We start from the raw sequence: 16674 nt of genomic DNA, 5'->3' as shown, positions 1-16674 counted from the left end.
ATGGAATTCACCAAGGAGCTCGACATCACGCCGGAGGAGTTCTTCGACCAGATCGAGAAATCGGTGCAGGGGGACATCGAGGACGCGACGGGAAAGGTCATCTCGCGCGCGAAGCTCAACGGCTTCAAATACAAGAAGCGCTCGCGCGGCGGCGGCAAGTCGAGTGGCACCGCGATCGACGTGAAGATCAAGCAGTACCGCTACCCGGAGGTCTACGAGGTCCGTTTCAAGTACAGCACCGGGTCGAACGACATCACCTACCGGGCGACCCCGGACGGCGCGGGCGGCATGGTGCTCGAGTACACCGAGCAGTACGCCTTCGCCCAACCCGTGAAGGGGCTCTTCGCGCGTCTTCAGGCCAAGCGCTACGAGCACCGGGTGCGCCGGACCGCCGAGGAGACCGTCAAGAGCATCGTGAAGCTCGCGAAGGACTACCGCCGCGCCCGTGCCGCGAACCCCGCGCTCGACCGCCTCGAGGACGAGCCGGACACCCCTGCAATGTAAAATTACCCCAGGGGTTATTTTACATTCGGCGGGGAATCGAACACGCTATGGTGCTTCCGCGTACGCGGCGCAAAGGCGTACACCTGTCCGCCCCATGCGTTAGAATCTGGTTCCGGAATCGGATGGCCAAAGCGCCCCGTGGGGTCGCTCCGTTCCGCATCTGGCATGTACGTTGTTCTGAGCATATGAAGTGAGGAGATGCATCCATGGCCTTCGTTCATCTGCACAATCACTCCGAGTACTCTATGCTTGACGGCGCCACGCGCGTGTCCGATATGGTCGCGCGCGCGGTCGAGTTGGGCATGCCCGCCGTCGCGCTCACCGACCACGGCTACATGTACGGCATCCCGGAGCTCGGCCTCGCCTGCGACTCCTATAACCTCAAAGCTCCCGCGCGCCGCCAGTGGAAGGCGGACAAGGCGGCGCTCGAAGGTGGCACCGATCCCGCCGCCCTGCCCGCGCTCGCGCCGGATGCCGACCCGAAGGCCGTCGAGCAGCGCGCCCGCGACCTCGAGGCCTGGGCAGCCGCGGGTTCGCTCGATGGCGTGAAGCCCTACGTGATCAAGCCCGTCTTCGGCTGCGAGGTCTACTTCACGCCCGACGACACCCTCGCGCGCGATCGCAAGCCCGAGCTCTACCACATGATCCTCATCGCGCGCAACGAGCGCGGCTACGTGAACCTCATGCAGACGGTATCGGAGGCCGCCGTGGACGGGTTCTACTACAAGCCGCGCGTGACCCTCGATAACCTCCGCCGCCACCGCGAGGGGCTCATCGCCTCGTCTGCCTGCCTCTCGGGCATCGTCATGAGAAACATCGACCGCGGCAACCCCGCCGAGGCGCTCCGCTGGGCGGAGACCTTCCGCGACCTCTTCGAGCCGGGGAACTTCTACATCGAGATCCAGGACCACGGCATCACGACGGAGAGCGGCAACACGGAGGAGTGGATCAATCGCCAGCTCATCCAGCTCGCCGAGCAGGTGGGCGTCAAGGTCATCGCCACGAACGACTTCCACTACCTCACGCGCGAGGACGCCCCCGTGCAGGACATCATGCAGTGCATCGGCATGAACGCGAAGGTCGACGACCCCAACCGCATGCGCATGCACGGCTCGGAGTTCTACATGAAGAGCGAGCAGGAGATGCGCGCGCTCTTCCCGTACTGTCCGGAGGCGTGCGACAACACGCTCGAGATCGCGGATAAGTGCGACGTCGTGCTCGAGTGGGGCAAGATCATCCTGCCGCGCTACCCGCTGCTCGACCCCGGCGAGACGCACGAGAGCCAGTTTCGCCGCGAATGCGAGGAGGGCCTGGCGAAGCGCTACGGGCCGGACTGGGAGACCAAGGTCGTAAACGGCATCTCCGTCAAGGAGCGCTTCGAGTTCGAGTACAAGGTCATCTGCGACAAGGGCTTCGCGGCATACTTCCTCATCGTCGCCGAGTACGTGCGCTGGGCGAAGCAGAACGGCATCGGCGTGGGGCCGGGCCGTGGCTCCGCCGCGGGCGCCATCGTGGCCTACGCCATGGACATCACCACCTTCGACCCCCTCGAGAACGGCCTCATGTTCGAGCGATTCCTCTCGCCCGAGCGTACCGAGATGCCCGATATCGATATGGACTTCGACGATGAGCGGCGGCTCGAGGTGATCGAGCACGTCCGCCAGCTCTACGGCCCCGAGAAGGTCACGCACGTCATCACGTACTCGACCATCAAGGCCAAGCAGGCCATCAACGACGCCGCGCGCGTGCTCGACTACCCCGTGTACGTGGGCCAGCGGCTCTCGAAGATGATCTCGTCCGACCCGTCGGTGAAGCTCAAGCAGGTGCTCACCCGCGTGGAGGGCAAGGAGGATAACTACAATCCCGATTTCGCCGAGGCCTACCAGAAGGACGCCGACGCGCGGCGCATCATCGACGCGGCGCTCGCCATCGAGGGCCTCACGCGCGGCGAGGGCGTGCACGCCTGCGCGGTGCTCATCTGCCGCGACCCGGTGAACGAGCACGTGCCCACGAAGCTCGACACGAAGGGCGGCGTGGAGATCACCCAGTACGAAGGCCATACCGTCGCGGACATGGGCCTGCTCAAGATGGACTTCCTGGGCCTGCGCACCCTCACGGTCATCTCGAAAGCCCGCGCGAACATCAAGGCGAACCACGGCATCGACATCGACGTGGACGCCATCCCCTTCGACGACCCCGCGATCTTCAAGCTCATGCAGGGAGGCCACACGGCGGGCGTGTTCCAGATCGAGTCCGCCGGCATGACGGCGACGATCAAGAACATGAAGCCCACGGAATACAAGCACGTCGTCGCTCTCATCGCCCTCTACCGCCCCGGCCCCTTGGGCGCCGGCATGGTCACGAGCTACATCAACCGCATGAACGGCAAGGAGCCCGCCGTCTCCTACGACCCGCGCCTCGACGACATTCTGGGCGAGACGTACGGCACGATGGTCTACCAGGAGCAGGTCATGAACATCTCGGTCGAGATGTGCGGCTTCTCCAAGGGCGAGTCCGACAGCCGTATCCGCAAGCCGGTGGCGAAGAAGAAGATCAAGATGCTTACCGAGCAGATCTTCCCGTGGGAGGACGGCCGCGAGGAGACCATCTACGACCACTGGATGAACGGCGCGGAGCGCAACGGCTACGAGCGCAAGACCGCCCAGCGCATCTGGGACGACGTGCTCGAGTTCGCCTCCTACGCGTTCAACAAGTCGCACTCGGCCGGCTACGCCATCCTCGTCATGCAGACCGCCTGGCTCAAGGCGCACTATCCGCACGAGTACATGGCGGCCGTGCTCACGAGCTACACGGGCAAGACCGAGAAGATCACGCACTACGTGTCCGCCTGCCGCCACGACGGCATCCCCGTCCTGCCGCCTGACGTCAACGAGTCCGGCCGCGAGTTCACGGCGACCGCCGAGGGCGTGCGCTTCGGCCTCGCGGGCATCCGCGGCGTGGGCGAGGGCGTGGCTGACGCCATCATCGCCGAGCGCGAGCGCGGCGGCGCCTTCAAGAACCTGCACGACTTCGTCGACCGCGTCGATTCCAGCCAGGCCAACCGCCGCGTCATCGAGGCGCTCATCAAGGCGGGCGCCTTCGACTCCACGGGCTACCCGCGCCGCCAGCTCATGCACTTCGTCGACAAGGAGAACCCGGAGAACATCATCGACGCCGCCGCGAAGCGCCAGAAGGAGCGCGCCTCGGGGCAGGTCTCGTTCTTCGACCTCTTCGGCGACGTCGCGGGCTCCGGCTTCGAGGTCACCGTGCCCGAGCCGGACGGCCAGGAATGGGACCGCCACATGAAGCTCCAGGCGGAGCGCGAGGTGCTCGGCATCTACGTCTCCGACCACCCGCTGCGCCCGTTCGAGTACGCGCTCGGCAAGGCGCGCGAGTTCACGCTGGCGCAGATCGACACCGGCGTGGAGCGCGAGGGCGCCAACGGCGAGATGGTGAACGTCGAGATCCCCGAGGGCAAGCAGTTCTGGTTCGCCGGCATGGTATCCGCCGTGTCCAAGCGCGTCACCAAGAACGGCGACCCCATGGCGATTGTGACCCTCGAGGACATGGAAGGCGAGGCGACGGTCGTCGTCTTCCCCAAGACGTACAAGGAGTGCGAGCAGTACCTGCGGGGCGAGACTGATCCGGAGACGGGCGCGGTGCTCTCCGAGGCGTTCATCCGCGTGCACGGCAAGGTGGAGCGCAGCGACCGCGGCGACCAGATCATCGCGCAGGAGGTGCTGCCGCTCGAGCTTAACGAGGAGACGAACCGCCCCAAGGTGTTCGAGATCATGATCCCGAGCGCGCGCTTCAGCCAGGGGAGCATGGCGCGCCTCGCCACCGTGCTCGCGAGCAACCCCGGTGGCGACCGCGTCGAGCTCTTCGTGGAGCAGGGCGATGGCCGCACCATGCGCGCCGAGATCCCCACCCGGGTGAACGCCCGCTCCATCCCGCTCATCGCCGAGACGAAGGCGATCGTGGGCGACCGCGGCCGTGTGACGGTGATCTAGGGGTCGTGCTTGGGGGGGGGTGCTCGCCGCCGGCGCGTGTCGCCCGGGCGAGTTCCGCCGTGCCGATGCAGGCCGTTCACCTGCGGATGCGAGCCGCTCCCGGCGGAACGTGCACGCTCGCGCGGGGGCATGGGTACAACTACCCCCAAGAGCGCTGCGGGCTGCGAGCGCGCTCGGAGCCGGATGGACAGATGAATAGGCGGGAGGACGGCCATGGCTGACATTCAGCACGATACCTTCGCTGCGATTGAGGTACTCGACGAGGTTGAATCCACGAACCGGGAGCTCATGGCGCGCGCCCGCGCGGGAGCCCCGCACGGCAGCGCGCTGCGGGCCCGCTCGCAGACCGCGGGGCGCGGCCGCCGCTCCCATGGGTGGACCTCCCCCGAGGGCGGGCTCTACCTCTCGGTGCTCATCACGCCGCGCGTGCCCGACCGCGTGCTGCCGGGTATCCCCGTCGCCTGCGGCATCGGCGTGGTCAACGCGCTCGAGGCGCTCGGCTGCACGGACATCAGGCTCAAGTGGCCGAACGACGTCATCTGCGCGAACGGCAAGCTCGGGGGCATTCTCGTCGAGCTGGGGCGGCAGGCGGGCGAGGCGCTCGCCGTGTGCGGCCTCGGCCTCAATATCACGGCGATCTCCATGGATTGGCGCGACCCGAACGCGCTGCCCATCGCTGGCCTCGCCGACTGCCTGCCGGACGACCGCGTGCTCCCGTCGCTCGACGAGCTCGCCGAGATGGTGCGCGCCTCCGTGCTCGACGCCGTCGAGCTGTGGTCGGAGGGCATCGAGGCCGCCGGTCCCTCGGCAGCCCCGCTCACCGGCATCAAGGCAGCCTACAATGAGCTGCTGGCCTATCGCGGCGAGCGCGTGCACGTGAGCTCGCCCGACGGCTCGGTGTCCGAGAACGGCGTCCTCACCGGCGTGGACGTGTGGGGTCGCGCCCTCGTGGAGCTCCCGAACGGCGACGTCAAGCCCTACGACTCAGCGCAGGTCTCCCTCCGCCCCGTAAAATAACCCCAGGGGTATTTTTATAAAATAACCCCGTCAAATAACCCCAGGGGTATTTTTACATCGCGCGCCCCGAGTGGCCTCGTGCCACGACAAAAAGCGTCGCATAACTCGATGGTGAAGTTCGATTTCGGGCTTCACCCGTGAGTTATGCGACGCTTTGCGATAAGCGATCCCGCCCCGAATGTAAAATAACCCCTGGGGTAATTTTACACGGCGCTGTTACGCCACGTCGATCGTGACCTCGACCTCCTGCACGGGGACGTCGTAGAACGGGTCCTCGCGCCGGCCGAGGAAGTCGCGCGCCTGCTCGGGGAAGAGGGCGTAATCGAGCACGTCCTCCTCGGTCTTGGCGTACGCGCCGATCTCCTCGCGCGCCTTTGGCAGCTCGGGCTCGAGCAGGTCGGCGGGACGGCAGGTGATGACCTCCTCGTCGCCGATGATGAGCTTGCGGATCTCCTTGGAGATGGTCACGGGCGGCCGGCCGTACATGCCGCGCACGTAGTCGCGGATCTCCTTCGGCACCACCTTGTAGCGCTCGCCCGAGAGCACGTTCATGAGCGCCTGCGAGCCCACCATCTGCGAGAGCGGCGTCACGAGCGGCGGGTAGCCCAGCTCGGCGCGGACGCGCGGCACCTCGGCGAGGACCTCGTTGTAGCGGTCGAGCGCCCCCAGGTCGGTGAGGTTGCTGATGAGGTTCGAGAGCATGCCGCCGGGCACCTTGTACAGGAGCGCCTTCGGCTCCACCTCGAGCACCTTGGGGTTGAGCCCGCCGTCGGCGAGGAAGCGGTCGCGCACGGCGGCGAAGTGCTTGGCGATGACGTCGAGCTTGTCCACGTCGAGGCCGGTCTCGTACCCGAGCCCGTCGAGCGCGATGGCCATGGACTCGGTGCAGGGCTGGCTCGTCCCCTCGGCAAGCGGCGACAGGCACGTGTCGATGATGTCCGCGCCCGCCTCGATGGCCTTGAGGTAGGTCATCTGGCCGATGCCCGCCGTGCCGTGCGTGTGCACCTGCACGGGCAGGCTCGTGGCGCTCTTGATCTCGCCCACGAGCTCATAGGCCACATCGGGCGTGAGCACGCCGGCCATGTCCTTGATGCAGATGCTGTCCGCCCCGGCGCGCTCCATCTCCACGGCGAGCGAGGTGAAGTAGCGCACGGTGTGGACGTCGCTCGTGGTGTAGCAGATGGCGGCCTGGACCTCGCCGCCGGCCTCCTTGGCGGCGCGGATCGAGGTCGCAAGGTTGCGCGTGTCGTTCAGGGCGTCGAAGATGCGCAGCACGTCGATGCCGTTCTCCACGGACTTCTTCACGAACTCCTCGACCACGTCGTCGGCGTAGTTGCGGTATCCCAGGAGGTTCTGCCCGCGCAGCAGCATCTGGAGCTTGGCGTTCTTCACGTGCGCGCGGATGGTGTGCAGGCGCTCCCACGGGTCCTCGTTCAGGTAGCGCAGGCACGAGTCGAAGGTCGCGCCGCCCCACACCTCGAGGGCGTAGAGGCCGCAGCTATCGAGGTCCTCGAGGACGGGCAGCATATCCTCGATGGGCATGCGCGTGGCGATCTGGCTCTGCTGGCCGTCGCGCAGGATGGTCTCCATGAAGCGGATGGTTCGTCCCATATGGTTCTCCTTTCACGCTCCGGGTTCCTATGCCTCGGGGCCGCGCGGCGCGAAGATCTTCGACAGCGCGAGCGACACGAGGTAGATGATGATCATGACGACGAAGATGCCGCCCCAGCCCACACCGAGGAGCTCGAAGGCGATCATGAGGTTCTCAGACATATGCGATCCCCCTTACATGAGCAAGCCGAGCACGAGGCCGCCGGCGACCACGGACGCGATCTGCCCGGCGACGTTCGCGGCGCTCGCCTGCATGAGGATGAAGTTCTGCGGATCCTCCTCCGTGGCGAGGCGCTGCACGACGCGCGAGCTCATGGGGAAGGCGGAGATGCCGGCGGCGCCGACCATGGGGTTGATCTTCTCCTTGCGGAAGAGGTTCAAAAGCTTGGCGAACATGACACCGCCCACGGTATCCATGACGAAGCCCACGAGGCCGAGCGCCATGACGATGAGGGTGTCGAACTGCAGGAACTCGCTGTACTCCATCTTCACGGAGACGCAGAGGCCGAGCAGGATCGAGATGAGGTTCACGAGCTCGTTCTGGGCGCTCTTGGAGAGCGAGTCGAGCACGCCGCACTCGCGCAGCAGGTTGCCGAACATGAGGAAGCCCACGAGCGGCAGCGACGCGGGCGCGATGAGGCCGGCGATGATGCAGATGATGATGGGGAAGAGGATCTTCGCCGTCTTGGACACCGCGAGCGGGTTGTAGCTCATGCGGATGCGGCGCTCCTTCTTGGTGGTGCACAGCTTGATGGCGATCGGCTGGATGATGGGCACGAGCGCCATGTAGGAGTAGGCGGCGACCATGATGGCGCCCATGTACTTCGACCCCAGGCTGTTGGCCACGAAGATCGAGGTGGGGCCGTCGGCGGCCGCGATGATGCCCGTCGAGGCGGCGTCGGCCATGTCGAAGCCCAGCAGTGTCGCCACGATGATCACGAAGAAGATGCCGAACTGGGCCGCGGCGCCGAAGATGAGCAGAAACGGGCTCGAGAGCAAGGGGCCGAAGTCGATCATGGCGCCGATGCCGATGAACAGCAGAAGCGGGAAGAGCTCGGTCTCGATGCCCATGTCGAAGAGGATCTGGAAGGGGCCGGTCTCGCCGATGACGCCGGAGAACGGGATGTTCACCAGGATGGTGCCGAGACCCATGGGCACGAGCAGCGTGGGCTCGTATTGCTTCTTGATGCCGAGGTACATGAGGATGCAGCCGATGAGCATCATGACGATGCGACCGGGCTCCGCCGCGAGCGCGATGACGCCCGCGGTGAGCACGTCGGCTGCCGTAGTTAGAATCTCCACTGGTCTCTCCTTTACCAAGGACGCGGCACGGGTGTCAGCGCTCGCCGCGTGCGCTCTCGGAAAGCTCGGCGCGCCGCGGATGCTGACACCGTCGCCGTGCGCCGGGCGCTTGCCGTGCGGACGCTACTCGATGCTGAACAGCGCGTCGCCGGGGTTCACCATATCGCCCTTCGCGACGTTGATCGAGGCGATGGTGCCGGCCTGCTCGGCCACGATCTCGCTCTCCATCTTCATGGCCTCGAGCACCATGACGGGCTGGTTGACCTCGACCGTGTCGTCCACGTTCACGCGGATGTCGAGGATGGTGCCGGGCATGGGCGCGGCCTGCACGTGCGCGCCGGCGGGCGTCGCGGTGCTCGGCGCGGGGGTCGCGGCGGGCGCGGGCGCGGGAGCGGGAGCCGGTGCGGGAGCGGCGGCAGCGGCGGGCACGGGGGCAGCGACGACGGGGGCGGCACCCGCGGGGGCGCCAACCTCCTCCATCTCCACGAGGTACTGGGTTCCGTCGATCGAGATCTTGAATTTACGCAGCATGTTTGCTTCCCATACCTTTCTGTTCCTTTTTCTTGTAGATGCGCTTCACGCTGAAGGCGCTCTTATCGAGCGCCCCCGCGCCGAGTGCCGTGGCGATCACGGCGACGCGGCGATGCTCGGGGTTGGCGACGCTCACGCGCCTCACCACGAGCTTGCTGTGCTCATAGGCGCCTGCGGCGATGGCCGAGGCGATGATGCACGCGGGCATGTGCTCGGCGGGGTCGACGGGGAGGTATGCGGGAACCTCTTCCCATTCGTCCGCGGGGAGCCCGGGTGCGATTTCAGCGCGCGGCGCGATGCGTGTATCCGCCGCCGTACGCTTCCGCGACCTGCGCGAGAACCGTTCGCGCAGCCAGGAGCGAAATCCCATGCGATGTCCTTTCCCACGCGTCCGCAACGTTGCGTCTCTTGGCGCGTGTGCATATGAAGATATTGTATAGGCGTGGCCGCCGTTTGTGGAGGAGAAGTGAAAGAATGTGCCCGAGACCCCTGGCGCCGCGATCGACAACACCGAGACAGGCTAGTCGTTATCGGCGTGGACGAGCGGTGGGCATGCGCCGCGCATGACTAGCGCCGCTGCCGAGCGGGCATAATCGAGCCGTACGCCTATTCGCACATCAACCGTAGGAGGCAATCATGGCAGCGTTCTTCCAGGATTCCGAGAAGCATCTGATCATCGCGCCGTCGGCGGACGTTCCCGCGCCGAGCGGCTACACCGAGCTCGTGGCGGGCAGCACCGACGCCGCGCAGGAGAAGCACGTCCCCGATATCAAGATCGAGAGCGACGGCCGGCTCATCCACGTGACCGTCGGCTCGACTGAGCACCCCATGCTCGAGGAGCACTACATCGAGTGGATCGCGCTCGAGGCCGAGGGCAGGCTCGAGATGCACGTCCTCAAGCCCGGCCAGTCGCCGACGACCTACTTCCCCGGCGGCGTGAAGTCCGGCACCGTGTACGCCTACTGCAACCTGCACGGGCTCTGGAAGGCCGAGTTTTAGTTCCACCTAGTTCCACACACAGGGCGCGCGGGAGAGCCTGCACGCCGAATCGCAACCGATGTGATGAGGGGTCGCCGCGCGTGACCCCTTTTCGCGTACAATCGAAACCATGCTGCTCGTTCGGGGCACGGGGGAGGGGGCATGTATGAAGATCGCGATCGCGCAGGTCGACATGCGTCTGGGGGACATCGACGCCATCTGCGGCCGCCTTGAGAGCCAGGCCGTCATCGCGCACGAGCAGGGCGCGCGCCTGCTCTGCGCCCCCGCCCCGCTCCTTACGGGCACGATGCCCGGCATGCTCATGGCGTCGCGCGGCTTCATGCACGATATGCTCTCCGGGCTCTCCGCGCTTTCCGAGCGCGTCGCCCTGCTCGACATCGCCCTGCTCGTGCCCGCGATCGTGGAGTACCAGGGGACGGCGCTCTTCGAGACGTTCCTGCTCAGGAAGGGGCGCGTTGTGCCCATCCGCGCGCTCGCCGCCCTCCGGGGCGAGCGGGCGGGCGAGGATCTGTGGCTGCCGCCCGTGTTCGAGGTCGACGGCCTGCGCTGCGCGCCCGTGTTCGATTTCGAGCGCGATATCGACCTCGTGCCCATCGGCTGCGACGTGGTCATCTACTTCCAGGCGGCGCCGTTCTGCGCCGCGCGCGCGGAGTCGGCTGCGGTCGCGTCGGTCGCCGACGGGCACTTCCGCCCGCAGATCGCCCAGCGCAGCATGTGGCTCGCATGCGTCGCACCGGTGGGTGGCTTCGATGAGGCGGCCTTCAGCGGGGGCTCGTTTTTCATGGACGATTGCGGGCGCGTCATCGCTGCGGCGCCGTGCTTCGAGGAGGCGCTCCTCGTGCAGGACGTGCAGCGCGGCATCACGGTGCCGTGCATCGAGGACCACCTGCTGCCCCACTTCGACCGCAGCGAATGGCTCTGGGAGGCGCTGCGCCTCTGGCTCGCCGATGCCGCCGGCGCGCGCGGCCTCGGCGGGGCCGCGGTGGTGCTCGCGGGCGACCTGCCGAGCTCGCTCGCGGCGGCGCTCTGCGTGGACGCGTTCGGTTCCCGCAACGTCGTGGGCATCGTCATCGAGCGCGCCCGGGCGCTGACGCCGCAGGACGAGGAGGCCGAGCGCGAGCGGCTCGATCGGGCGCGCGCGGTCGCCTCGGGCCTGCGCATCCGCACCGTGGAGCGCGTGGAGCCGGCGTTCTCCGAGCTCCTAGACCGAGACGCCCCGCCTGCCGGCATCGTCGGGGAGGGCGGGCGCAGGGGTGCCTCCGCGCGCGCCGCCGATGCGTTCGAGCAGATGGTGCTCGCGGACATCGCGGAGCGCGAGCGGGCGCTACCGGTGCGCTCGCTGTGCAAGACCGACTATGCCCTCGCGCCCGACGCGTGCGCAGCGGGCCCCGTCGGGGCGGTCGCGCCGTTCGGCGACGTGTACCTCACGGCGCTCGAGTTCCTCGCGCGCTGGCGCAACGGCTCGGGTTCGACGCTGCCCGCACCGCTCGTCACGCTCCGTGCGGTTCGCGCCGCGCTCGCGGGCATCCTTTCGCGCGCGTCGCTTCCCGCGCGCATCGCTCCGGAGTTCGGCGCGCGTGCGGCAGAGCTCCTGCGGCGCCTGGGTCCGGCGGAGGTGGACGGCGTGCTCGAGGCGCATATCGACCGCGCGCTGCCCTTCGACGAGATTCCGCTCGCGGCTCAACGGCCCGATGCCGTCGCCGTGCTGCTCATGCTCGTCCGCCATGGCGAGGCGGCGCGCCGCGCGCTGCCGGCGTACCCGTCCGTCTCCGCGTGCTCGCTCGCGGAGCGCGCCTGGCCGGCATCGCTCGCATGGTCCGAGCTGGGGTTGCGCGGGGCGGAGCCGCAAACGCTCGAGGCGCTCGTGCGCGCGGAGCTCGAGCGGGCCGAGTCGCGCGGTGCCGAGATGGGCGAGCGCATGCGCGACGAGCTCGTGGGCTTCGTGAGCAACCTGCTCGGCATCACGCCGGAGCAGCTCGAGGAGCTGGGCTCGGAGGAGGGCCGCGCGCGCCTGGGCGCGAGTCTTCCGCAGGTCGAGGAGCAGATCCAGCGCTCGCTGCAGCAGCTCTTCGAGCAAGGCGGCGCGGGCGGCAGGCTCGGCGGGCCGCACGGCCTGCCCTTCTTCTCGCGCAACTAGGCGTTCGCGCGCCGCGGGGCTTCGACGTGCAGCGCTTCGCGGCGCCCCGCGCTATTTTTTGTGCGCCAGCTTTCTCGGACGGCGCGCCCGCTCCGTGTGCTATAGTAGAACAAATGTTCGTGAGCGCGTGAGAGGGGGTGCGCATGGTCGTCTTGGGCATCGATCCGGGCCTGGCGAATACCGGCTGGGGCATCATCGAGGAGCGGCGGGGCGCGTGCCGCTGCCGCGCGTACGGGTGCATCCATACGGCCAGCGATGTCGACCTCGCGTCGCGCCTGAGGCGCATCGTGGACGAGCTCACCATGGTGGTCGACCGCTACCAGCCCCATGCCGCCGCCGTCGAGGGCATCTACTTCGGCGCGAACGTGCGCTCCGCCATCCCCACCGCGCACGCCCGAGGCGCGGCGCTCGTGGCGTGCTCGCTCGCCGGCGTCGAGGTGGGGGAGTACACCCCCATGCAGATCAAGCAGGCCGTCGTGGGCACGGGCGCCGCGGATAAGCACCAGGTCACATATATGGTGCGGAACCTGCTGCACCTCGACCACGACCCCAAGCCGGACCACGCGGCGGACGCGCTCGCGTGCGCCATCTGCCACGCCAACCTCTGGCGCACCGCGGCGGCGACGAACGGCGCCTACATCAAGGAGAAGGGAAACCCCTACGCATGATCGCTCAGCTTAGAGGAACGCTCGTCGAGGCGACGCCCTCCGTTGCGGTGCTCGATGTCTCGGGCATCGGCTTCGAGATGGGCATCTCCGGCATGACCGCGGCCTCCCTGCCGCCGCTCGGCGAGGAGGCGCGGCTCTTCACGCGGATGCGCGTGGGCAACGACGCCGTGGCGCTCTTCGGCTTCGCCACGCCGGAGGAGCGCACCATGTTCGACCGCCTCGTCGCCGTGTCGGGCGTGGGGCCGCGCCTCGCGTTGGCCGTGCTGTCGAAGTACACCGTCTCGCAGGTGTACGCCATCGTCATGGCCGAGGATCTCGCCGGCATGTCAGCCGTCTCCGGCGTGGGGAAGAAGACCGCGCAGCGCCTCGTGCTCGAGCTCAAGGGCTCGCTTGCGAACGACCGCGAGCTCGCGGGCGCGCCCGCGCCGGAAGTTGGCCGCATCCCCGTCGCCCGCGCCGCGACGAGTCCGCTCGAGGACGCGCGCGCCGCCCTCCTCTCCATGGGCTTCACGCCGCAGGAGACGGAGCTCGCGCTCGACGGGTATGATGATGACGGCATGCGGGTGGAGGACCTGCTTGCCGCCGCGTTGAGGCGACTGGGGATGGATGCATGATGTGGGAAGCGGACGCGAGCCAGGATCTATGGGAGGACGTACCGCGCCGGGGCGGCGGGGCCGCCGCGGGCTCGCCGCATGGCGACCGTTTCGTGACGGGCAACCTCACCTCGGATGACCTCGACGTCGAGCGGAGCCTGCGCCCGCAGCGCCTCGACGACTACTGCGGCCAGGAGCACATCAAGCAGAGCCTGCGCATCCTCATCGAGGCCGCGCAGAGCCGCGGCGAGACGCTCGACCACGTGATCTTCTCCGGCCCTCCCGGCCTGGGCAAGACCACGCTCGCGACCGTCGTCGCCAACGAGCTCGGCGCGCAGATCAAGACCACCTCGGGGCCGGCCATCGAGCGCACGGGCGACCTTGCGGCGATCCTCACCAACCTCCAGCCCGGCGACGTGCTGTTCATCGACGAGATCCATCGCCTCAACCGCTCCGTCGAGGAGGTCCTGTACCCCGCGATGGAGGACTTCGCCCTCGACATCGTGATCGGCAAGGGCCCCGCGGCGCGGTCCATCCGCCTCGAGATCCCGCACTTCACGCTCGTGGGCGCCACCACGCGCTCGGGCATGCTCACCGGCCCCTTGCGCGACCGCTTCGGCATCTCGTTCAGGCTCGACTACTATTCCGTGGAGGACCTCGCGCAGATCGTGCTCAGGTCCGCGGCGATTCTCGGCGTCTCGGTGGACTACGATTCCGCCGCCGAGATCGCCTCGCGCTCGCGCGGGACACCGCGCCTGGCGAACCGCCTGCTCAAGCGCGTGCGCGATTACGCGCAGGTGCGCGGCGGCGGGTCGGTGGACGTGGACATCGCGCGCGAGGCGCTCGAGTTCTTCGAGATCGACGAGCTCGGCCTCGACTGGATGGACATCCGCATCTTGGAGACGCTCGCGCGCACCTTCCACGGCCGCGCCGTCGGGCTCAGCACGCTCGCGAGCGCGGTGGGCGAGGACCCCTCGACGCTCGAGGACGTCTACGAGCCGTACCTGCTGCAGCGCGGGCTCATGGTGCGCACGCCGCAGGGCCGCATGGCGACGCCCGCCGCCTTCGAGCACCTGGGCATGCAGCCGCCGCGCGCATAGGCTCGGGCGCGCCTTGATATGAAAAAAGCGCCCAGCCATGCGGCCGGGCGCTCGCGGGCAAACGAGGTACGCTCGTGCTTACCCGATCTTGCGGACGTTGATCGCCTGCGTCTCGCCGGGCTTCTTGCCCGGGCCCATCTCGTACTCGACGCGATCGCCCTCGTCGAGGGACTTGTAGCCGTCCATCTGGATGGCGCTGAAGTGCACGAACACGTCGGATTTCGAGGCGTTCTCGGGTGCGTCATCGGGGGCGATGAAGCCGTAGCCCTTCTCGCGGAAGAACGATTTCTTGACCGTACCGGTTGCCATACTGTACCTTCCTCATCTACGCTCCGGCGGAGCGGGTAGCGTGCCCGCGGGCGCGGACACTGGTGAAAGATGATACCCCGACGCGTGCGCGTTCGTGCCATAAAATATGCATGCATTCGAATCCCTTGCAGAGCGCTACACTGATGCCATGACACGAAGGCTCCGCCGCGCGCGGGGACGGCACCTGCGGGTGCTTCGGGGTAAGGAGGGCATATGGCCTGCACCACCATCTTGATCGGCAAGAGCGCGAGCTACGACGGGTCGACGATTGTCGCGCGCAACGAGGATTCCCCCAACGGCCAGTTCGAGCCCAAGCGCCTCACGGTCGTGCACCCCGAGGACCAGCCGCGCACCTACACCTCCACGGCGTCTCACCTCACCATCGAGCTTCCGGACGACCCCATGCGCTACACGGCGGTTCCCGACGCCATCCCCGGCCACGGACCCTGGGCGGCGGCCGGCTTCAACGAGCACAACGTCGGCATGAGCGCGACCGAGACCATCACCTCGAACCCGCGCGTGCTCGGCGCGGACCCGCTCGTCGCCTACCGCCCCGCCGAGGGCGTCGAGGGCGAGCCCGGCTATGTGGCCGAGCAGCCCGGCGGCATCGGCGAGGAGGACATGGTCACACTCGTGCTGCCCTACATCACGAGCGCGCGCGACGGCGTGCGCCGCTTAGGGGAGCTCCTGGAGCGCTACGGCACCTACGAGATGAACGGCATCGCGTTCTCGGACGTCGACGAGATCTGGTGGCTCGAGACGATAGGCGGGCACCATTGGATCGCGAAGCGCGTGCCGGACGATGCGTACGTGACCATGCCGAACCAGCTCGGGATCGATTACTTCGACCTGGCGGACGCCGAGGGAGACCAGGTCGAGCACATGGCGAGCGCCGACCTGCGCTCCTGGATGCGCGCGCACCATCTGGACCTCACGCTCCCCAAGCTCGACGCCTTCGACGAGTTCTACGACGACCTCGTCGATGCGGATGGGGGCGAAGCGGGGAACGGGGCCGACCAGAACCTGCTCGACATGCTCGAGGACGTGCGTGCGGGCGTGCTCGCCGGCGACATCTTCAACCCGCGCGAGGCGTTCGGGAGCCACACCGACACCGACCATGTGTACAACACGCCGCGCGCCTGGTACATGCAGCGCTGCCTGAACCCGGGCGACGGCTGGGACGGCCCGGCCGCGACGTTCACGCCCGAGTCCGACGACATCCCCTGGGCACGCGTCCCCGAGCGCAAGCTCACCATCGAGGACGTGAAGGACGTGCTCTCCGCCCACTACCAGGGCACGCCGTTCGACCCGTACGGCTACAAGGGCACCCCGGCCTCGCGCGGCCTGTACCGGCCCATCGGCATCAACCGCAACAGCCAGCTCGCCGTGCTGCAGCTGCGTCCTTACGCGCCCGAGGGCTGGCGCGCCGTGCAGTGGATGGCATTCGGCTCGAACCCCTTCAACGCGCTCGTACCGTTTTACGCGAATGTCGACGCGCTGCCGGAGTACCTGGGCAACACGACCGCCCGCGTGACGAGCGAGAGCTTCTACTGGGCGAACCGCCTCATCGCCGCCCTCGCCGACGCCCGCTTCCACGAGAACGCGGCGGCGGTCCAGGGCTACCAGGAGAAGATGGCGGCGGCGGGCCACGCGATGCTCTACCGGACGGATGCCGAGGCGGCGGCGCTTCCGGAAGGGGAGGTGCGCGCGTGTCTTGAGCGCGCGAACGACGCGCTCGCCGTCGAGCTCAAGCGGGCCACCGAGGACCTGCTCGCCAAGGTGCTCTACACCACGAGCTGCGCCATGCGCAACGGCTTCGCGATGTCCGACAACGAGCGCTGAGTGATAAAACCCAGACAGGCTGGTTTTTATCATCGTGCGAGGAGGAATCGG

At 67.8% G+C, this 16674-nt stretch carries 15 protein-coding genes; 9 read left to right on the top strand and 6 right to left on the bottom strand.

All coding sequences use genetic code 11. The features are described from left to right. The 3 genes from B5G02_RS06895 (at window position 1) to B5G02_RS06885 (ending at window position 5531) form a co-directional block, all read left to right on the top strand. Window positions 1–504, top strand: a complete 504-nt coding sequence (locus B5G02_RS06895) for a DUF3284 domain-containing protein (RefSeq protein WP_094335698.1) — start codon at window positions 1–3, stop codon at window positions 502–504. A 206-nt stretch (window positions 505–710) separates the two neighbouring features. Beyond that, the gene (gene dnaE / locus B5G02_RS06890) at window positions 711–4514 is read left to right on the top strand and encodes a DNA polymerase III subunit alpha (RefSeq protein WP_094335697.1); all 3804 of its coding nucleotides are present in this window, start codon (window positions 711–713) and stop codon (window positions 4512–4514) included. Between the two features lie 213 nt (window positions 4515–4727). Then, window positions 4728–5531, top strand: a complete 804-nt coding sequence (locus B5G02_RS06885) for a biotin--[acetyl-CoA-carboxylase] ligase (protein WP_094335696.1) — start codon at window positions 4728–4730, stop codon at window positions 5529–5531. A 216-nt stretch (window positions 5532–5747) separates the two neighbouring features. On the opposite strand, the gene B5G02_RS06880 is transcribed toward B5G02_RS06885, so the two are convergent. From B5G02_RS06880 to B5G02_RS06860, 5 genes are all read right to left on the bottom strand, one after another. Further along, a complete protein-coding gene (locus B5G02_RS06880) occupies window positions 5748–7142 on the bottom strand; it encodes an oxaloacetate decarboxylase subunit alpha (RefSeq protein ID WP_094335695.1) in 1395 nt (464 codons plus the stop codon). Between the two features lie 27 nt (window positions 7143–7169). After that, the gene (locus B5G02_RS10255) at window positions 7170–7304 is read right to left on the bottom strand and encodes an OadG-related small transporter subunit (RefSeq protein ID WP_019238946.1); all 135 of its coding nucleotides are present in this window, start codon (window positions 7302–7304) and stop codon (window positions 7170–7172) included. Window positions 7305–7316: 12 nt separating this feature from the next. After that, entirely contained in the window at window positions 7317–8444 is a 1128-nt protein-coding gene (locus B5G02_RS06870; RefSeq protein ID WP_232385488.1) for a sodium ion-translocating decarboxylase subunit beta, read from the bottom strand. A gap of 123 nt (window positions 8445–8567) precedes the next feature. Then, a complete protein-coding gene (locus B5G02_RS06865; RefSeq protein ID WP_094335694.1) occupies window positions 8568–8975 on the bottom strand; it encodes an acetyl-CoA carboxylase biotin carboxyl carrier protein subunit in 408 nt (135 codons plus the stop codon). Then, a complete protein-coding gene (locus B5G02_RS06860; protein ID WP_094335693.1) occupies window positions 8965–9345 on the bottom strand; it encodes a hypothetical protein in 381 nt (126 codons plus the stop codon). The genes B5G02_RS06865 and B5G02_RS06860 overlap by 11 nt, the downstream gene beginning before the upstream one ends. 266 nt (window positions 9346–9611) lie before the next feature. Here B5G02_RS06860 and B5G02_RS06855 point away from each other — a divergent pair, with 266 nt between their 5' ends. The 5 genes from B5G02_RS06855 to ruvB all read left to right on the top strand — a co-directional run bounded on the left by B5G02_RS06855 (window position 9612) and on the right by ruvB (window position 14472). Continuing rightward, window positions 9612–9974: a desulfoferrodoxin family protein gene (locus B5G02_RS06855; RefSeq protein WP_094335692.1), complete on the top strand. Its 363-nt coding sequence runs from the start codon at window positions 9612–9614 to the stop codon at window positions 9972–9974. A 145-nt stretch (window positions 9975–10119) separates the two neighbouring features. After that, entirely contained in the window at window positions 10120–12111 is a 1992-nt protein-coding gene (locus B5G02_RS06850) for a hypothetical protein (protein ID WP_094335691.1), read from the top strand. Window positions 12112–12254: 143 nt separating this feature from the next. Further along, on the top strand, window positions 12255–12779 hold the full coding sequence (ruvC, locus tag B5G02_RS06845; RefSeq protein ID WP_094335690.1) for a crossover junction endodeoxyribonuclease RuvC: 525 nt from the start codon (window positions 12255–12257) through the stop codon (window positions 12777–12779). Further along, a complete protein-coding gene (gene ruvA, locus B5G02_RS06840; RefSeq protein WP_094335689.1) occupies window positions 12776–13393 on the top strand; it encodes a Holliday junction branch migration protein RuvA in 618 nt (205 codons plus the stop codon). Before ruvC ends, ruvA begins: the two co-directional genes overlap by 4 nt. Next, window positions 13393–14472 (top strand): Holliday junction branch migration DNA helicase RuvB, encoded by a 1080-nt coding sequence (gene ruvB, locus B5G02_RS06835; RefSeq protein WP_094335688.1) that lies wholly within the window; start codon window positions 13393–13395, stop codon window positions 14470–14472. Before ruvA ends, ruvB begins: the two co-directional genes overlap by 1 nt. Window positions 14473–14550: 78 nt before the next feature. Here the strand turns inward: ruvB and B5G02_RS06830 are convergent, their stop codons facing one another. Then, the gene (locus B5G02_RS06830; protein WP_019238937.1) at window positions 14551–14781 is read right to left on the bottom strand and encodes a cold-shock protein; all 231 of its coding nucleotides are present in this window, start codon (window positions 14779–14781) and stop codon (window positions 14551–14553) included. Window positions 14782–14994: 213 nt separating this feature from the next. Between B5G02_RS06830 and B5G02_RS06825 the strand changes: the two genes are divergently transcribed. Next, window positions 14995–16623 (top strand): C69 family dipeptidase, encoded by a 1629-nt coding sequence (locus B5G02_RS06825; protein WP_094335687.1) that lies wholly within the window; start codon window positions 14995–14997, stop codon window positions 16621–16623. Window positions 16624–16674: the final 51 nt, after the last annotated feature.

Origin of the sequence: [Collinsella] massiliensis (assembly GCF_002161605.1) — a bacterium.
Lineage (GTDB): Bacteria > Actinomycetota > Coriobacteriia > Coriobacteriales > Coriobacteriaceae > Enorma.
This window is presented reverse-complemented; position numbering and strand designations above follow the sequence as displayed.